General features: G+C 68.4%; 15 protein-coding genes. 7 read left to right on the forward strand and 8 right to left on the reverse strand.

All coding sequences use genetic code 11. The features are described from left to right. Nucleotides 1-54 precede the first annotated feature (54 nt). Nucleotides 55-768, reverse strand: coding sequence for an N-acetylmuramate alpha-1-phosphate uridylyltransferase MurU (gene murU / locus O4H32_RS06030; RefSeq protein ID WP_269357643.1), 714 nt, complete (start codon nucleotides 766-768; stop codon nucleotides 55-57). After that, a complete protein-coding gene (locus O4H32_RS06035) occupies nucleotides 768-1,817 on the reverse strand; it encodes an aminoglycoside phosphotransferase family protein (protein WP_269357644.1) in 1,050 nt (349 codons plus the stop codon). Before O4H32_RS06035 ends, murU begins: the two co-directional genes overlap by 1 nt. Nucleotides 1,818-1,981: 164 nt before the next feature. Here O4H32_RS06035 and O4H32_RS06040 point away from each other — a divergent pair, with 164 nt between their 5' ends. Genes O4H32_RS06040 through rsmA form a run of 3 tightly spaced genes read left to right on the forward strand, consistent with a single transcriptional unit; the run spans nucleotide 1,982 to nucleotide 6,691 of the window. Beyond that, nucleotides 1,982-4,348, forward strand: a complete 2,367-nt coding sequence (locus tag O4H32_RS06040; protein WP_269357646.1) for an LPS-assembly protein LptD — start codon at nucleotides 1,982-1,984, stop codon at nucleotides 4,346-4,348. After that, a complete protein-coding gene (locus tag O4H32_RS06045; protein ID WP_331284278.1) occupies nucleotides 4,345-5,856 on the forward strand; it encodes a peptidylprolyl isomerase in 1,512 nt (503 codons plus the stop codon). Before O4H32_RS06040 ends, O4H32_RS06045 begins: the two co-directional genes overlap by 4 nt. A gap of 1 nt (nucleotide 5,857) precedes the next feature. Continuing rightward, nucleotides 5,858-6,691 (forward strand): 16S rRNA (adenine(1518)-N(6)/adenine(1519)-N(6))-dimethyltransferase RsmA, encoded by an 834-nt coding sequence (gene rsmA, locus O4H32_RS06050; protein WP_269357648.1) that lies wholly within the window; start codon nucleotides 5,858-5,860, stop codon nucleotides 6,689-6,691. A 13-nt stretch (nucleotides 6,692-6,704) separates the two neighbouring features. Here rsmA and gloA read toward each other — a convergent pair whose 3' ends face one another. The 6 genes from gloA to glyQ are packed head-to-tail and all read right to left on the reverse strand — an operon-like array spanning nucleotide 6,705 to nucleotide 12,375. Further along, nucleotides 6,705-7,100, reverse strand: a complete 396-nt coding sequence (gloA, locus tag O4H32_RS06055) for a lactoylglutathione lyase (RefSeq protein WP_269357649.1) — start codon at nucleotides 7,098-7,100, stop codon at nucleotides 6,705-6,707. 39 nt (nucleotides 7,101-7,139) lie between these two features. Next, nucleotides 7,140-8,069 (reverse strand): M48 family metallopeptidase, encoded by a 930-nt coding sequence (locus O4H32_RS06060; protein ID WP_269357651.1) that lies wholly within the window; start codon nucleotides 8,067-8,069, stop codon nucleotides 7,140-7,142. Next, the gene (locus tag O4H32_RS06065; protein WP_269357652.1) at nucleotides 8,056-8,787 is read right to left on the reverse strand and encodes a lysophospholipid acyltransferase family protein; all 732 of its coding nucleotides are present in this window, start codon (nucleotides 8,785-8,787) and stop codon (nucleotides 8,056-8,058) included. Before O4H32_RS06065 ends, O4H32_RS06060 begins: the two co-directional genes overlap by 14 nt. Then, nucleotides 8,784-9,338, reverse strand: a complete 555-nt coding sequence (gene gmhB, locus O4H32_RS06070; protein WP_269357653.1) for a D-glycero-beta-D-manno-heptose 1,7-bisphosphate 7-phosphatase — start codon at nucleotides 9,336-9,338, stop codon at nucleotides 8,784-8,786. Before gmhB ends, O4H32_RS06065 begins: the two co-directional genes overlap by 4 nt. Further along, complete coding sequence (gene glyS, locus O4H32_RS06075) at nucleotides 9,335-11,473, reverse strand: glycine--tRNA ligase subunit beta (protein ID WP_269357914.1); 2,139 nt, start codon at nucleotides 11,471-11,473, stop codon at nucleotides 9,335-9,337. Before glyS ends, gmhB begins: the two co-directional genes overlap by 4 nt. Before the next feature lie 8 nt (nucleotides 11,474-11,481). Then, nucleotides 11,482-12,375, reverse strand: coding sequence for a glycine--tRNA ligase subunit alpha (glyQ, locus tag O4H32_RS06080; RefSeq protein WP_269357915.1), 894 nt, complete (start codon nucleotides 12,373-12,375; stop codon nucleotides 11,482-11,484). 105 nt (nucleotides 12,376-12,480) lie between these two features. On the opposite strand from glyQ, the gene O4H32_RS06085 reads away from it, so the two are divergent. Genes O4H32_RS06085 through O4H32_RS06100 form a run of 4 tightly spaced genes read left to right on the forward strand, consistent with a single transcriptional unit; the run spans nucleotide 12,481 to nucleotide 16,583 of the window. Further along, entirely contained in the window at nucleotides 12,481-13,248 is a 768-nt protein-coding gene (locus O4H32_RS06085) for a crotonase/enoyl-CoA hydratase family protein (protein WP_269357654.1), read from the forward strand. Further along, nucleotides 13,245-14,768 carry a fumarate hydratase gene (locus O4H32_RS06090; protein WP_269357655.1) on the forward strand — a complete coding sequence of 508 codons (1,524 nt, stop codon included), beginning with the start codon at nucleotides 13,245-13,247 and terminating at the stop codon, nucleotides 14,766-14,768. Before O4H32_RS06085 ends, O4H32_RS06090 begins: the two co-directional genes overlap by 4 nt. Nucleotides 14,769-14,796: 28 nt before the next feature. After that, nucleotides 14,797-15,615, forward strand: coding sequence for an HpcH/HpaI aldolase/citrate lyase family protein (locus tag O4H32_RS06095; protein WP_269357656.1), 819 nt, complete (start codon nucleotides 14,797-14,799; stop codon nucleotides 15,613-15,615). Next, nucleotides 15,612-16,583, forward strand: a complete 972-nt coding sequence (locus tag O4H32_RS06100; RefSeq protein ID WP_269357657.1) for a thymidylate synthase — start codon at nucleotides 15,612-15,614, stop codon at nucleotides 16,581-16,583. The genes O4H32_RS06095 and O4H32_RS06100 overlap by 4 nt, the downstream gene beginning before the upstream one ends. The last annotated feature ends 13 nt before the right edge of the window (nucleotides 16,584-16,596 follow it).

A 16,596-nucleotide genomic window follows, 5' to 3' on the forward strand; every position in this document is an offset into this window, starting at 1 on the left:
TTCGCGATCCCGCTGGGACGGCGCCTACATCCGGTTGCGATTTTACGGACGTGGTCAGACGTCCCGGGAGGCGTCCTCGCGATCCGTGAGTCCGGCGTCCAGCGCCGCCAGGCGTGCGGGTGTGCCGACGTCGACCCATTCGCCGGCGTGCCGTTCGCCGTCCACGGCGCGCGCCGTCATGGCCTGGCGCAGCAGCGGCGCCAGCGGGGCGGGCTGGTCCGGATCTGTGGCGGCGAACAGGGCGGGGCGGTAAATGCCGATGCCGGCGAAGGTCAGCGCCGGGCTTGCGGCGTCCTGGCGCGGCGTGACGAGCCCGTCGGCACGCAGGGTGAAGTCGCCTTCCGGATGATGGTCGGGATTGTCCACCAGGACCAGATGGGCCAGACGGTCCGGCGGCCAGGCGGCCACGAACCGGAGCGCCCGCGCCGGGTTCCAGTCGCACCAGACGTCGCCGTTCATGACCAGGAAGGGTCGGTCCTGGAAGAACGGCAAGGCGCGCGCGATGCCTCCCGCCGTTTCCAGTGCCGGGGATTCAGCCGAATAGCGCAGCCGCACGCCGTATGCGCGGCCGTCGCCCAGCGCGGCCTCGATGCGTTCGCCCAGCCAGGCGTGGTTGATCAGGATGTCGGTGATGCCGGACCGGGCCAGGCGTTCGAGGTGCCATGCGATCAGCGGTTTGCCGCCCGCCGGCAGCAGGGGCTTGGGGCAGGTGTCCGTCAGCGGGCGCATGCGTTCGCCGCGCCCGGCGGCCAGGATCATGGCGCGCATCAGAACGAGTACCCGTCCGCCCGAGGCACGCGTCCGGCCTGGTCCAGCAGCCGCAGCAGCGGGTGGAAGACCGCATAGCGGCCCGCGACCTGGCGCACGTAGGTCAGCACTCTGGGGATGTGGTCCAGATAGTGATGCTTGCCATCGCGGTGCGACAGGCGGGCGAAGACGCCGAGGATGCGCAGGTTGCGCTGCAGACCCATCCATTCGTAGTCGACGTGGAAGCTGGCGAAGTCCTCCGGGACCGGCAGTCCGGCCGCCCGGGCGTATTCCCAGTAGCGGATGGCCCAGTCGAGCTGGCGGGCCTCGTCCCAGGTCGTGCGGGCATCCATGGCCAGCGAGGCGATGTCGTAGCTGATCGGTCCGCTCAGCGCGTCCTGGAAGTCGATGATGCCGGGGGCGGAGTCTGGCGTATCGGCCCCGAGCATCAGGTTGGGCGAATGGAAGTCCCGATGCACGAGGACGCGCGGCTGCGCGGCCGCTCGCCGTGCCAGTAGATCGAAGATGTTCGCCAGCGCGGCCTCGGCGGTGTCGTCGGGAGTGTGACCCAGGTGGGTGCGCAGGAACCAGTGCGGAAAGACGGCCAGTTCCTCGAGCAGGCGGGCTTCGTCGTAGGGCGACAGGCCGTCGGCCGGGCATCGCTGCAGGGCGACCAGCGCGCGCAGGGCGCCCCGGTAATGGCGCTGCAAGGCGGCTTCGTCCCGGTCCAGGCCGTCTCGCAGGGCCTCGTAGAAGGTGCGGTCCCCCAGGTCGGACAGCAGCAGGAATCCCTGGTCGAGATCCTGGGCCAGGATATCGGGCACGCGCAGGCCGCCCCGGGCCAGCAGGCCGGCGATGCGCACGAAGGGCGCGCAGTCCTCGTGGGGCGGCGGGGCGTCCATGGCGATCACGGTGCCGTTCGCGGCATGCAGGCGGAAATAGCGTCGGAAGCTGGCGTCGCCGGAGACGGGGACAAGACTGTCCGGGACCAGTCCCAGACGGTCGGCGTGCAGGTCCAGCCAGCGGCGCAGGGAGTCCAGGCGGAGGTCCGGATGAGGTGTGGGGGTCATGCGCGGGTTTCGGAAAGAATTCGGGGAAATGAAGAAAAGACGGATCGCCCGGACGCGAGGTCGGGACACGATGCCGCCCGGCTTCTCTATAATACTGGGTCGCTGGTCGTCGCGGGTGGGCCGATCAGCCGTCGTCTCTCTCAACCATTTCGGGGAACCGGGTCTTGACGCATTGGATCGGTCGCATCATCTTCCTGGGCTTGTGCCTGCCGGCGCCGGTCCTCGCGGCGCAGCCCTCGCCGGATGCGAACGGTATGCGGATGGTCGGCAGCTTGCGGCTGCACCCTGGCCTCAAGGCCGATGAGCTGCCGTCGTTCCTGATCGGCGACGACATCAACCGCGACGCCCAGGGGCGGGTGATCCTGCGCGGCAACGCCCAGGTCCGCCGGCTGGATGCCGTGATCAAGGGCGATCGCATCGATTATCTTGAATCCACGGGCGAGGTCGACGTCCGCGGGAACGGCCTGGTGGTCCGCGATGGCAACATCGTGCGCGGGCCGCACCTGCGCTACAACGTCGATTCCGAACAAGGCCTGGTCGAGCAGCCGCGTTTCTGGCTGGGCGGTTCGGCCGGGGCAGGGAAGGCCGCCGAGGCGGAAATCCTCAGCCGCCAGCACATGCGCCTGAAGAACGTGCGCTACAGTGGCTGGACGGGGCCGGATCCGGCCTGGTACATCGATTCCAGCCGCGTCGATCTGTATCTGGACGAGAACGAGGGTGCGGCGCGCAATGGCGTGCTGTATTTCAAGGGCGCGCCGATCCTGTATTCGCCCTACCTGACGTTTCCGCTGGGCAAGGACCGCAAGACCGGTTTCCTGCTGCCGACCTACGGCACATCCAGCAACGGCGGGGTCGAGATCACCACCCCGTACTACCTGAACCTGGCGCCCAACTACGACGCGACCCTGTATCCCCGTTATCTCAGCAAGCGCGGCCTGCTGCTGGGCACCGAATTCCGTCATCTGAGCGCCGATTCCCATTCCGAACTGTTCGGCACCTACATCATGCGCGACCAGCAGACGGGCGACAAACGCTGGATGTATTCGGTGCAGCATACCCAGACGCTGGGCAAGGGTTTCAGCGCCTACCTGGATGCGCGCAAGGTCTCGGACGACAATTACTTCCGCGACTTCTCGTCTTTCGGTCTGACGGATGCGGCCATCACCTACATGCCCAGCCAGGCGATGCTGTCCTGGTCGGACAACCGCTACCTGTCCGGCTTCCTGCAGTTCTACCGCTATCAGACCTTGCAGGACAGCACCGGATCCTTTCTGGCGCCGCCCTACGACACCCTGCCCAAGCTCAGTTTCACCGCGCAACGCTATGGTTGGCACGGCCTGGACGTGGTGTCGGAAAACACCGCCGCGCGTTTCATCGCGCCGATCTATCGCGGCGACGCCTTTCCCGGCATGTCCGGCCAGCGCCTGATGCCCAATGGCTCGCGCCTGACTTCCTATACTTCGGTCGCGCGGCCCTTCATCCTGCCCGGCGCCTACCTGACACCGAAGATCGGCCTGCACATGACCCAGTACGAGACGGAATGGTTCTCCGGTACCCCGGGTATGGAAAAATTCGCCGGTCGTCCCCACAGCCAGTCCCGGGTGCTGCCGATCGCCTCGGTGGACAGCGGCCTGACATTGGAACGCGACGCCTCGCTGTTCGGCAACGCCGCCATCCAGACGCTGGAGCCGCGCCTGTACTACCTGTACGTGCCCTACCGCGACCAGTCCGACCTGCCCGTATTCGACACGGGCCTGGCGACCTTCAACTATCAGCAGGCCTTCGATGAGAACATCTTCAGCGGCGGCTGGGATCGCATCGCCAATGCCAATCAATTGACCGTCGGACTGACCAGCCGATGGCTGGACGCCGACACCGGGTTCGAACGCCTGTCCCTGTCGCTTGCCCAGCGCTTCTATTTCGACTCGCAGAAAGTGACCCTGTCGAGCGAGACACCGCGCAATGACACCCAGTCGGATTATCTGGTCGGCGCCAAGGCGGCGCTGACCGACAAGTTCTCGGTGTATTTCGACGGCCTGTTCGACCACGAGACCCAGAAGCGCAACCGGCTCAGCAGCGGCGTGCGCTGGACGCCCAAACGCCTGGCCACGGTGTCGCTGTCCTATCGCTACGAGCGCGACATCAACAGCTATGCCGATCCCTACGGGGTGCTGCCGTCGGGGACCGTCCCGACCAGCCGCGAACAGGTCAGCCTGAGCGCCCAGTGGCCTCTGTCCGTGCGCTGGTACGGGGTGGGCCGGTATGATTATTCACTGGCTGAAAAACGCAGCACGCAGTCCATCATGGGGCTGGAATACCGGGGCGACGGCGGCTGGGCCGCGCGCGTGGTGATGCAGCGCTACGCCGTGTCGGCCCAGAAGACCAACACAGCGCTGTTCCTCCAGCTGGAACTCACCGGCCTGGGTTCCCTGGGCACCGATCCGATGTCCCTGTTGACCGATCGCGTCATCGGCTATAAACCCGTGACGCCTCCTACGCCTGAAAAAACCGTTTTCGAGAGGTACGAATGATGTCTGGCTTGCGTCATCCCGTCCGCGCCTTGTCGCTGGCCATCGTGCTCAGCGTCTGGGTGTCGGCGTCCGCCCTGGCGGCCGGCAAGCCGGCGCCCCGCCCGGCCCCCGCCCAGGCCGCGTCCGAGCAATTCGTGGACGGCATTGCCGCCATCGTCGACAAGGAAGTCATCACGCTGGCCCAGGTCGACGCCAAGGCGGTCCAGGTGCGCCGCCAGATGGAGCAGCAGCGCATCCCGGTACCCGAGGCGTCCGTGCTGCGGCGCCAGGTGCTGCAGCAGATGATCAACGCGACCCTCCAGGATCACGAGGCCAAGCGTGTCGGCATTCGCGTGTCCGACGCTCAAGTCGATCGCGCCGTGCAGACCATCGCCCAGCGCAACCGCATCACGGTCGACCAACTGCGGCGTGAAATCGCCAACAGCGGCATGAGCTGGGACGATTACCGCGCCGACCTGCGTGCCCAGATCCAGGACGACATCCTGCGTCAGCGATTCGTCGAGGACCGCATCACCATCAGCGACAGTGACGTCGACGCCTTTCTGGCCATGAACGCCGGCCAGCCGATGGTCGCGCCGCGCGCCGCCGCGCCCACGAGCGAACCCGCGCCCGCGCCGACCGGTCCCGAGCTGGTCGAACTGGCGCAGATCCTGATCGAGGTCCCCGATTACGCCGCCGACAGCGTCGTCCAGGAAAAACGCAAGCAGGCCGAGGCCATCCTGCGCAAGCTGAAGTCCGGCGCCGATTTCGCCGGCGTGGCCGCGGCCTCGTCGAACGGGCCGCAGGCCCTGCAGGGCGGCAACATGGGCATCCGGCCGTTGCACGACTGGCCCGACCTGTTCTCGCAGGCCATCGCGAACACGCCGGCCGGCGGCATCAGCGGCGTCGTGCAAAGCGGTCGCGGCTTTCACATCCTGAAGGTCCTGCGCCGGGGCTATGCCCAGCGTCCCGCGCCCCAGTCCGCCCAGGCCGCGCCCGCCCGGTCCGCACAGGCGCCGGCCCCGGAGACCGACGCGACCCGCGCGCCGTCGCCCTCGGGTCCCATGATGGTCACGCAGACCCATGCCCGCCACATCCTGATCAAGACCTCCAAGGTCGTTGACGATGCCAAGGCGCGCGCCATTCTCGAAGGCCTGCGCACCCGCATCGAACATGGCGAATCCTTCGCCGAGCTGGCCAAGCGCTATTCCGAGGACGCGTCCGCGCCTCAGGGCGGCGACCTGGGCTGGCTCAATCCCGGCGAAACCGTGCCGGCCTTCGAGCAGGCCATGAACGCCTTGCAGGACGGCCAGGTGAGCGAACCGGTCAAATCGCCATTCGGCTGGCACCTGATCCAGGTCGAGGGCCGCCAGACCAAGAACATGGAGCAGGAATTCCGCCGCATGCAGGCGCGCCGTGAACTGATGCAACGCCGCATCGGACCGGCCTACGAGGATTGGCTCGACCAGCTGCGCGCCCAGGCCTACATCGACAATCGCCTGGAAAAGGTGGCCGGCGGGGAGCGCTGACATGGCTCATCAGGCGCGCAAACGCTTCGGCCAGCACTTCCTGGCCGACGAGTCGGTGGTGGACGCCATCGTGCGCGCCATCGATCCGCAGCCCGGCGACGCCATGATCGAGATCGGTCCGGGCCTGTCGGCGTTGACGGCGCCGCTGCTGGATCGGCTGGATCGGCTGACCGTGGTCGAACTGGACCGCGACCTGGCCCGGCGGCTGCGAAGCCGGTGGGGCGAAGACCGTCTGCGGGTGGTCGAGGCCGACGCCCTGACCGTGGATTTCGGCGATCTGTCGCCCTCAGCCGACGCTGGATCGGGTCCGGGCGCGGCGAACGCGCCCCGTCTGCGGGTGGTCGGCAACCTGCCCTACAACATTTCCAGTCCGCTGCTGTTTCATCTGCTGCACTGGGCCGGCCAGATCCGCGACCAGCATTTCATGCTGCAGCGCGAGGTCATCGACCGCATGGTGGCCCGCCCAGGCGACAGCCAGTACGGACGCCTGTCCGTCATGCTCCAGGCGCGCTACCGGATGACGCATCTGTTCGACGTGCCGCCAGAGGCCTTCGATCCGCCGCCGCGGGTCATGTCGGCCGTGGTGCGCATGCGGCCGCTGGCGACCGACGCGCTGCGCCGCCCCCGCGACGCGCGGGTGTTCGAACGGCTGGTGGCGCGGGTCTTCGAACAGCGTCGCAAGATGATCCGGGGCAGCCTGGGCGCCTGGGCGGAATGGCTGGACTGGGACGCCCTGGGCGTGGCGCCGACGGCGCGGCCCCAGGAATTGACGGTGTCGCAGTTCATGGACATGGCCGACGCCCTGTCGGCCGCCGGGGTGATCCCGACCGTCTGAGCGCAAGCGGCCTTTAGTCTTCGCGACCCGAGCGCTGGATCAGTTCGATCTTGTAGCCGTCGGGATCCTCGACGAAGGCGATCACGGTGGTGCCGTGCTTCATGGGGCCGGCTTCGCGCACGACCAGGCCGCCGCGCGCCTTGATGGTGGCGCAGGTATCGTAGGCGTCCTCGACCTCGATGGCGATGTGGCCGTAGCCGGTGCCGATCTCGTAACGGTCGGTGTCCCAGTTATGGGTCAGTTCGATGACGGCGCCGTCGGACTCGTCCTGGTAGCCCACGAAGGCCAGGGTGAAGCGGCCTTCCGGGTAGTCCTTGCGGCGCAGCAACCGCATGCCAAGGGTTTCCGTATAGAACATCAGTGAACGGTCCAGGTTGCCGACACGCAGCATTGTGTGGAGCAGGCGCATGATGGGATCCTCCGGTTGCGCAGCAATACGACATCATACTCAGATCAGCGGCAAAGTATCCGGGGGCTGGCGCCGCAGCGTGTCGCGCGCCGCCCTGAAATCCGGACACAGGCGTTCGACCTCGCGCCAGAAGGCCGGGCCGTGGTTCATTTCCTTCAGGTGGGCGATTTCGTGGGCGACCACGTAGTCAATCAACGCCGGGGCGAAATGGATCAGGCGCCAGTTCAGGCGAATGCGCCCCTGGCTGCTGCACGAACCCCACCGCCCCTGGGCGGATGACAGTCCCCAGCCGGCGATCGATCGTCCCGACAGGTCCAGGCAGCGCTGCAGACGCGCCTCGAAATCGATCCGCGCGCGCGCCTGCAGCCAGGCCTGTGCGCGCTCTTGTACGCGGCCGGTGTCGGCCGTGTCGGGCAGCGGCAGGAACAGCCGGTCGCCCTCGGCGGGGGCGGCGGGATCGCCGTCATAGCGGGCCGGCCGGGCGCCGTCCAGACGCAGTTCGATGGCGATGCCCAGGTAGGGGATGCGGCCGCCCGGGCGCCATTGGCCGGCTTGCAGGGCGAGTTGTTCCAGCCTCCGGTCGCGGTCCTGGAGCTTGTTCCGGATCCAGGTGGCCTTGTGGCGGATGGCGTCCTCGATCTGTGCGCGCGTGGCCCAGGCGGGGGCCTGGATCGCGAGGCCGGCGTCGCGGATGTGCAGCCCGATGGTCTTGCGGCGCGCCCGGCGCAGCACGTAGCCCAGCACCCCTCCATCTTCCAGTTCGAGCGTCAGCCAGCGCGCGCCCTGGGGCAGCGCGGACGGCGGCTGAGGGGGCGGGGTGGCGTCGGGGCGGCGGTGCGCGGGCGCCACCCGCTGACGGGCGGGTGGTTCGTGCATCGGATGAGGCGCGGGCCTGCCGGTGCCGGGACTGGCTGCGGGGTCTTCGGTCGGCCCGAACAGGTCGAGCTGGCGGCCGTCAGCGTTTCGCATAGCGCTCGGGATTGAGGCGCCGCATTTCGGCCTCGATCCAGTCGCGCACGGCGTCGTTCAGGGAAGTCGGCGTATGGCCCGCTGGATCGATGGCGGGTCCGAAAGACACGGTCACCAGCCCCGGTGTCTTCAGGAAGGCGTTGCGTGGCCAGCATTCGCCCGCGTTGTGGGCGACCGGGATCACCGGCACCCCGGTGCGGCAGGCCAGCAGTGCGCCCCCCTGTTTGTAGCGGCCGGTCTTGCCGGGCGCTACGCGGGTGCCCTCGGGAAACAGCACGGGCCAGCGGCCTTCTTCGAGGCGTTGGCTGCCGATCTTCACGACCTGGTCGAAAGATTCCTTGCCCTTGGTGCGGTCGATGGGAATCATGCTGAGCAGCGCCAGACTCCAGCCGAAGAAGGGCACGCGGTGCAGTTCCTTTTTGTACACGAAGACCACGTCGCGCGGCAGCTTCACCGCGAAATACAGGGTTTCCCAGGCGGACTGGTGCTTGGACAGGATGATGGCCGGCCCTTCGGCCGGCAGGTGCTCCCAGCCCTGCGCCCGGTAGCGCATGCCCAGGATCCAGCGGGCGCCCCACAGCGCCATGCGCGGCCAGCCCAGGGTCAAGCGGTAGCGCCAGGACAGGGGCAGCGGCGCCCACAGCACGCAGCACAGGGCGTAAGGGATCACCGTGACGACCAGGTAGGTCATGTAGAGCGCGGAGCGCAGGTAGGTCATGGCGCGGCCTTCAGCAGGGCGTCGGCGACGGCGGCCAGATCGTCCTGGATCTGGGTGCCGGCGGGCAGTTCCCCGCTGGTGCCCGAGGTTTCCCAAGTCTTGCGGCCCTTGCCGGTCAGGACCAGCCAGGGGGCGCAGCGCGCGGCGGCCGCGGCGCGCAGGTCGCGCAGGCTGTCGCCCACCAGCGGGACGCCGTCCAGGCGCACGTCCAGGCGCTGGGCGATGTCGTGCAGCATGCCGGGCAGGGGTTTGCGGCAGGCGCAGCCGTCGTCCGGACCGTGTGGACAGCAGAAAATGGCGTCGATACGGCCTCCCGCGTCGGCCACCACCTGGCGCATCCGGGCATGGATCGCACCCAGGGTCTCCATGGTGAACAGACCCCGGGCGATGCCGGACTGGTTGGTGGCCACCACCACGCGCCAGCCGGCCTGGCTGAGCCGGCCGATGGCTTCCGGGCTGCCGGGGATCGGCACCCATTCGTCGGGCGACTTGATGAACGCGTCGCTGTCCTGGTTGATGACGCCGTCGCGGTCGAGGATGATGAGTTTCACCGGGCGAGCCTCGACAGGTCGGCGACCTGGTTCATCAGACCGTGCAGGGACCGCAGCAGCGCCAGGCGGTTGGCCCGCACACGGGGGTCTTCGGCCATGACCATGACGTCGGTGAAGAACGCGTCGACGGCGGCGCGCGCCTGGGCCAGGGTGGCCAGGCTCGCGGTGAAGTCGCCGGCCTGCAATTGGGCGGTGGCCTGCGGTTCCAGGCGTCCGATGGTGTCGGCCAACTGGCGTTCGGCTGGCTCGACCAGCAGCGCGGGATCAAAGCCGGGTTGCGTGTCGTCGGCTTTTTTCAGCAGATTGCTGACGCGCTTGTTGGCGGCGGCCAGGGACTCGGCCTCGGGCAGCGCGGCGAATTGTTCGCAGGCCCGGACCCGCGCCGCGACCTGGTGCAGCGGCGGGCGCAGGGACAGCACGGCATCGATGGACGAACGGTCGAAGCCGGCCGCCAACTGGTTGCGGTAGCGTTCGTAGACGAAGTCCAGCACGGCATCGACCGTGCCCTCGGCCAGGGTGCCGGGTTCGAAGCCGGCCGACGCCTGCGCCAGCAGGGCCGACAGGCGTGCCGGGGAGTCCTGGCTGGCCTGAAGCTGGCCGCCGGCCGTGAGCTGTTCGTAGGCGCTGATCAGGCCCAGGGCCGCGCGGCGCAGGCCGTAGGGGTCGCGTTCGCCCGTGGGGGCCAGGCCGATGCCCCAGATCCCGACCAGGGTCTCGGCGCGTTCCGCCATGAACAGGATGGCGGCCGTGAGCGTGTCGGTGCCGACGGGTTCGTCCAGGCGGATGCGGTACTGGTCGCGCAGGGCGCGCACCACGTCGGCGGGCTCGCCGTCGTGAGCGGCGTAATAGGCGCCCATGATGCCCTGCAGTTCGGGAAATTCGCCCACCATCTGGGTGCCCAGGTCGGCGTGGGCCAGCAGGGCGGCGCGGTCGGCGGATCCGGCCTGTCCGCCCAGCAGCGGCGCCAGCCAGCGCGCCAGCGCGCGCACGCGTTCGGTGCGCCGCAGCTGGGTGCCGAGCTTGTTGTGGTAGACGCTGTTGGCCAGTTCGGCCACGCGCTCGGCCAGCGGCGTCTTCAGGTCGGTCTGGTAGAAGAACTGCGCGTCGGCCAGGCGCGGGCGCACCACGCGCTGATTGCCCTGGATGATGTGTGCCGGGTCGGCCGGCCGCATGTTGCTGACGATCAGGAAGCGGTGGGTCAGCGCGCCGGTGGCCGGGTCGAACAGGGGGAAGTATTTCTGGTTCAGCCGCATCGTCAGGATCAGGCATTCCGGCGGCACGGCCAGGAACGCTTCTTCGAACGCGCCGACATAGACCGTCGGGTATTCGACCAGGGCGGTGACCTCGTCGAGCAGGGCCTCGACTGCGGGATCCTGGCCGATGGTCGCGCCCAGCGAGGCGGAGGATTCGGCCAGTTGCCGGGCGATGAGCGCGCGCCGGTCGGCGAATGACGGCACGACGCGTCCTTCGTCGGTCAGGCGCCCGGCCCAGGTGTCGGCCGACTCGATGGACAGCGGGCCGTTTTCCAGGAAACGGTGTCCCAGGGTGGTCCGGCCGGATTCCAGGCCCAGCGCGCGCACGGGCACGACGTCGGCGCCCCATAGGGCCAGCAGCCGCTGGGCCGGGCGCACGAATTTCACACTGCTGCGCCCGTCGGCCAGCTGGTATTGCATGACCTTGGGGATCGGCAGGTGGGTGACGGCGTAGTCCAGGGCCTGTTGCAGGCCGTCGGCCAGCCGGGCGCCGGGCGCCGTGCCTTCGGCGTAGAGCACCTCCTGCTTGCCGTCGTGTTTGCGGGTCAGGTTGTCGACACCCAGATGCCCCAGGCCCTTGGCCTGGAGTTTCTTCTGCAGTGCGGGGGTGGGTGAGCCCGCGGCGTCCAGTCCGATGGACGCGGGCATGAGTTTTTCAGCGTAGGCCTGGTCGGGCGCCTGATCCAGGACGGCATCCAGCCGCACGGCCAGTCGCCGGGGCGTGGCGTAAGCGGCGCAGGCGCATGGCGAGGCCAGCAGGCCGAGTGCGTCGAGCGTCTTGCGGATGCCTTCCGCGAAGGCCTGGCCCAGGGCGTCCAGCGCTTTGGGCGGCAGTTCCTCGGTGACCAGTTCGACGACCAGCGGGCGCGTGTTCGGATTCATGCTCATGATCACGCGACCTCCCGCAGCATGGGAAAGCCCAGGCGTTCGCGCGCGTCGTAGTAGGCCTGCGCCACGGCGCGGGAAAGGGCGCGGATACGGCCGATGTAGGTGGCGCGTTCGGTGACGCTGATGGCACCGCGCGCGTCCAGCAGGTTGAAGGTGTGGGCGGCCTTGAGGGTGGCCTCGTAGGCGGGCAGGGCGAGCGGGACTTCGATCAGGCGCCTGGCCTCGGCCTCGTAGTCGTTGAAATGGGCGAACAGCATGGCGGTGGAGGCGAATTCGAAGTTGTAGGTGGACTGCTCGACCTCGTTCTGGTGGAACACGTCGCGGTAGTACACGGGCGTGCCGTCCGGACCTTGCGTCCAGACCAGATCGTAGACGGACTCCACCCCCTGGAGGTACATGGCCAGGCGTTCCAGGCCGTAGGTGATCTCGCCCATGGTCGGGTTGCAGTCCAGTCCGCCGACTTGCTGGAAGTAGGTGAACTGGGTGACTTCCATGCCGTTGAGCCAGACCTCCCAGCCCAGGCCCCAGGCGCCCAGCGTGGGGTTCTCCCAGTCGTCCTCGACGAAGCGGATGTCGTGCTGTTGCGGGTCGATGCCCAGCGCGCGCAGCGAACCGATGTAGAGGTCCAGGATGTCGAGCGGCGCCGGTTTGAGCACGACCTGGAACTGGTAGTAATGCTGCAGCCGGTTGGGGTTCTCGCCGTAGCGTCCGTCCTTGGGGCGGCGCGAGGGCTGCACGTAGGCGGCGCGCCAGGGTTCCGGGCCGATGGCGCGCAGGAACGTGGCGGTGTGCGAGGTGCCGGCACCGACCTCCATGTCGTAGGGCTGCAGCAGGGCGCACCCCTGGCGATCCCAATATTGCTGGAGCGATAAAATCAGTTGTTGGAATGTGAGCATGGCTTGGCGGGCCAGGCCCGCGATGGTTTCGTGTCGTCCGGCGGACACGGCCTGGGCCGCTTCCGGAACGGCCATTTTATCCACTTCTCTTTTTTCGGAGAAAACATGAGCGATTGCCTCGACGTGCAGCGCCTGGACGGCGTGCTGATCATGCAGCTCAACCGGCCCCAGGCGCGCAACGCGATCAACCTGGAGACCGCCCAGGCCCTGGCGGCGGCCCTGGATGTCCTGGACAACGATCCCGACCTGCGTTTGGGTGTGCTGACCGGATCCGGTGGGAATTTCTGCTCGGGCATGGACCTGAAGGCCTTCGCCGCGACCGGTCAGCGCCCCTACGTGGGCAGGCGCGGTTTCGCCGGCCTGTGCGAACAGCCGCCCGCCAAGCCGCTGATCGCCGCCGTCGAGGGCTACGCGCTGGCCGGCGGGTGCGAACTGGTGCTGGCCTGCGATCTGGTCGTGGCGGCGCGCGACGCCCGCTTCGGCCTGCCCGAGGTCCGGCGCGGCCTGGTGCCGGGATCGGGCGGCATGCTTCGCCTGCCGTCTCGCATCCCCTACCACGTGGCGATGGAGGCCGTGCTGACGGGCGAGGCGTTCGGCGCCGAGCGCCTGCACCAGCTCGGGCTGGTCAATCGCCTGGCCGAGCCCGGCGCGGCGCTGGACGAAGCCCTGGCGATGGCGCGCGTCATCGCCGCCAACGGCCCGCTGGCGGTGCGCACGGCCAAATCCATCGTTGCGCAGTCGCGCAACTGGCGCCCGGACGAGATGTTCGAGCGCCAGCGGCCCCTGATCGCCCACATCTTCACCTCGGAGGACGCCCGCGAGGGCGCGACCGCGTTCGCCGAGAAACGCCCCCCTGTCTGGAAAGGAAAATGACCACAATCACCGAAGACGATCTGATCCAGTCGATCGAGGACGCCGTCCAGTTCATCAGCATCTACCACCCGCTGGACTATATCCGGCACCTGGCGCGCGCCTACGAACTCGAGGAAAGCCCGGCGGCGCGCGACGCCATCGCCCAGATCCTGACCAATTCGCGCCTGTGCGCGGAAGGCCACCGCCCCATCTGCCAGGACACCGGCATCGTCAACGTCTTTCTGAAGATCGGCATGGACGTGCGTTTCGACACGCGCCGCAGCCTGCAGGCACTGTGCGACGAGGGCGTGCGCCGGGGCTACACCAACCCCGACAATCCGCTGCGCGCCTCGGTGCTGGACGACCCGCTGTTCACGCGCCGCAATACGCGCGACAACACGCCCTGTGTGCTGCACGTCGAACTGGTGCCCGGCGATACGGTGGATGTCCAGGTCGCCGCCAAGGGCGGCGGTTCGGAAAACAAGACCAAGTTCGCCATGCTCAATCCCAGTGAATCCCTGGTGGACTGGGTGCTCAAGACCGTGCCGCTCATGGGGGCGGGCTGGTGCCCGCCGGGCATGCTGGGCATCGGCGTGGGCGGTACGGCGGAAAAGGCCATGCTCATGGCCAAGCAGTCCTTGATGCAGGACATCGATATGTACGAGCTGCTGCAGCGCGGCCCGCAGAACAAGCTCGAGGAACTGCGCATCGAGCTGTACCGCAAGGTCAATGCCCTGGGCATCGGCGCCCAGGGACTGGGCGGACTGACCACGGTGCTGGACGTCAAGATCCTCACCTGTCCGACGCACGCCGCCTCCAAGCCGGTCGCCATGATTCCGAACTGCGCCGCCACGCGCCACGTGCATTTCACGCTGGACGGCAGCGGTCCGGCGGCGCTCCAGCCGCCCGCCTTGTCCGAGTGGCCGGAAGTCCACTGGAAGCCCGACTACAAGGCCTCGCGCCAGGTGAACCTGGACACGCTTACGCGTGAAGAGGTCGCCTCCTGGAAGCCGGGCGAGCGCCTGCTGCTGTCCGGCCGCATCCTGACCGGCCGCGACGCCGCCCACAAGCGCATCCAGGACATGCTGGCGCGCGGCGAATCCCTGCCGGTGGATTTCCGCGGACGCGTCATCTACTACGTCGGTCCGGTCGATCCGGTGCGCGACGAGGTCGTCGGCCCGGCCGGCCCCACCACCTCCACGCGCATGGATGCGTTTACCGATATGATGTTGGGACAGACAGGCCTGCTGGCCATGATCGGCAAGGCCGAACGCGGCCCCGATGCCATCGAGGCCATCCGGCGCCATGGTTCGGCCTATCTGATGGCCGTGGGTGGTTCCGCCTATCTCGTGTCCAAGGCCATCCGATCCGCACGGGTGCTGGGTTTCGAGGATCTGGGCATGGAAGCCATCTACGAGTTCGAGGTGCGCGACATGCCGGTGACGGTGGCCGTCGATGCGCAGGGCACCTCGGTCCACCAGACCGGGCCGCGCGAATGGCGTGACCGCATCGCCGCGCGCATCGTCCCGGCACAGGCCTGAACCGCGGTTTGAACGAAGGGGGATTTCCATGTCTGTGACCTTGATGCGCTCGGCGCTGTTCGTCCCGGCCAGCCGGCCGGAACGCATACCCAAGGCGGTCGCCAGCGGCGCGGACGCCGTGATCGTCGACCTGGAGGACTCCGTCGCGCCCCAGGCCAAGCCCGGCGCGCGCGACGCGCTGGCCCGCCATGCCGCGGCGCACCCCTCGGACCGCCTGTGGGTGCGCATCAACGACGGCACCACCCCCTGGTTCGAGGACGACCTGGCCCTGTGCCGGTCGCTGCCGTCGGTCGCCGGCATCGTGCTGCCCAAGGCCCAGACCGCGGAGCACGTCTACATCGTGTCCGGAGCGGGCAAGCCCCTGATGCCGGTGATCGAGTCCGCCGCTGGCCTGCGGGCGCTGGACCGGATCGCCGAGGCCCACGGCGTGGCGCGGCTGTCTTTCGGCAGCCTGGACCTGTTGGTCGAACTGGGGACGCGGCCGATGACGGAGGCATCCCGGTTCGTGCTCGGGCAGATCCGCTTCGACATCCTGAAGGCCAGCCGCATGCACGGGCTGGCCGACCCGCTGGACTGCGTCCATCCGGACTTCACCGACCTGGACGCGCTGGAACGTTCATGCACGATGGCCCGGGACATGGGGTTCGGCGGGATGATGTGCATCCACCCCGCCCAGATTCCCGTGGCGCACCGCGTCTACCAGCCGCTGCCCGAGGAAACCGACTGGGCGCGCCGGGTGGTGGCTCACGCCGATTCGACCGGCGAATACGCTTTCCGCCTGGATGGACGCATGGTCGACCTGCCCCTGATCGAACGCGCCCGGCGCATCCTGGAACGATCCACATGAAGGCTTATCTGGACCTGGTCCGCTCGATCTTCGACCAGGGTGCCTGGCAGGACAATCGCACCGGCGTGCGCACCCTGAGCCTGCCGGGCGCCTGCCTGCGCTTCGATCTGCGGCAGGGCTTTCCCGCCGTGACCACCAAGCGCCTGGCCTTCAAATCGGCCATGGGCGAACTGGTCGGCTTCCTGCGGGCGGCCGACAGCGCGGCGGACTTTCGCGCGCTGGGCTGCCGGGTCTGGGACCAGAACGCCAATGAAAACCGCGCCTGGCTGGACAGTCCCTGGCGCGATGGTCCCGACGACCTGGGGCCGGTCTACGGCGTGCAATGGCGCCAGTGGCCGGCCTACAAGCTGTTGCCGGCCGCCGACACCGCGCGCATCGAAGCGGCCCTGGGTCAGGGCTACCGCGTGGTCGGTCCGGTCGATGATCAGGGCGGGCCGTGCGTGCTGCTCTACAAGGCAGTGGACCAACTGCGCGCCTGTCTGGACACGCTGATCCGCGATCCGGGCAGCCGGCGCATCCTGTTCCACGGCTGGAACTGGGCCCAGCTCGATGAAATGGCCCTGCCGCCTTGCCATCTGCTCTACCAGTTCCTGGCGAATCCGGCGACGCGCGAACTGTCGTTGTGTCTGTTCATCCGCAGCAACGATGTGGGGCTGGGCACGCCGTTCAACCTGGCCGAAGGCGCGGCCCTGACGCATCTGGTGGCCCGCCTGACGGGCTACGAGCCGCGCTGGTTCACGTATTTCATCGGCGACGCGCACATCTACGAGACGCACGTGGACATGCTGCGCGAGCAGTTGAAACGCGACCCGCTGCCGCCGCCCAGGCTGCGGCTGTCGGACCGCATTCCGGCCTACGCGGACACCGGCCGCTACGAACCGGAATGGCTGGAACGCCTGGAACCCGGGGATTTCACGCTGGAGGATTACCGCCACCATGCGCCGCTGACGGCGCCGATGGCGGTCTAGGAGCGGGCGGGGC

The sequence above is a fragment of the Castellaniella denitrificans genome (genome assembly GCF_027214045.1).
GTDB classification, from domain to species: domain Bacteria; phylum Pseudomonadota; class Gammaproteobacteria; order Burkholderiales; family Burkholderiaceae_B; genus Castellaniella; species Castellaniella denitrificans_A.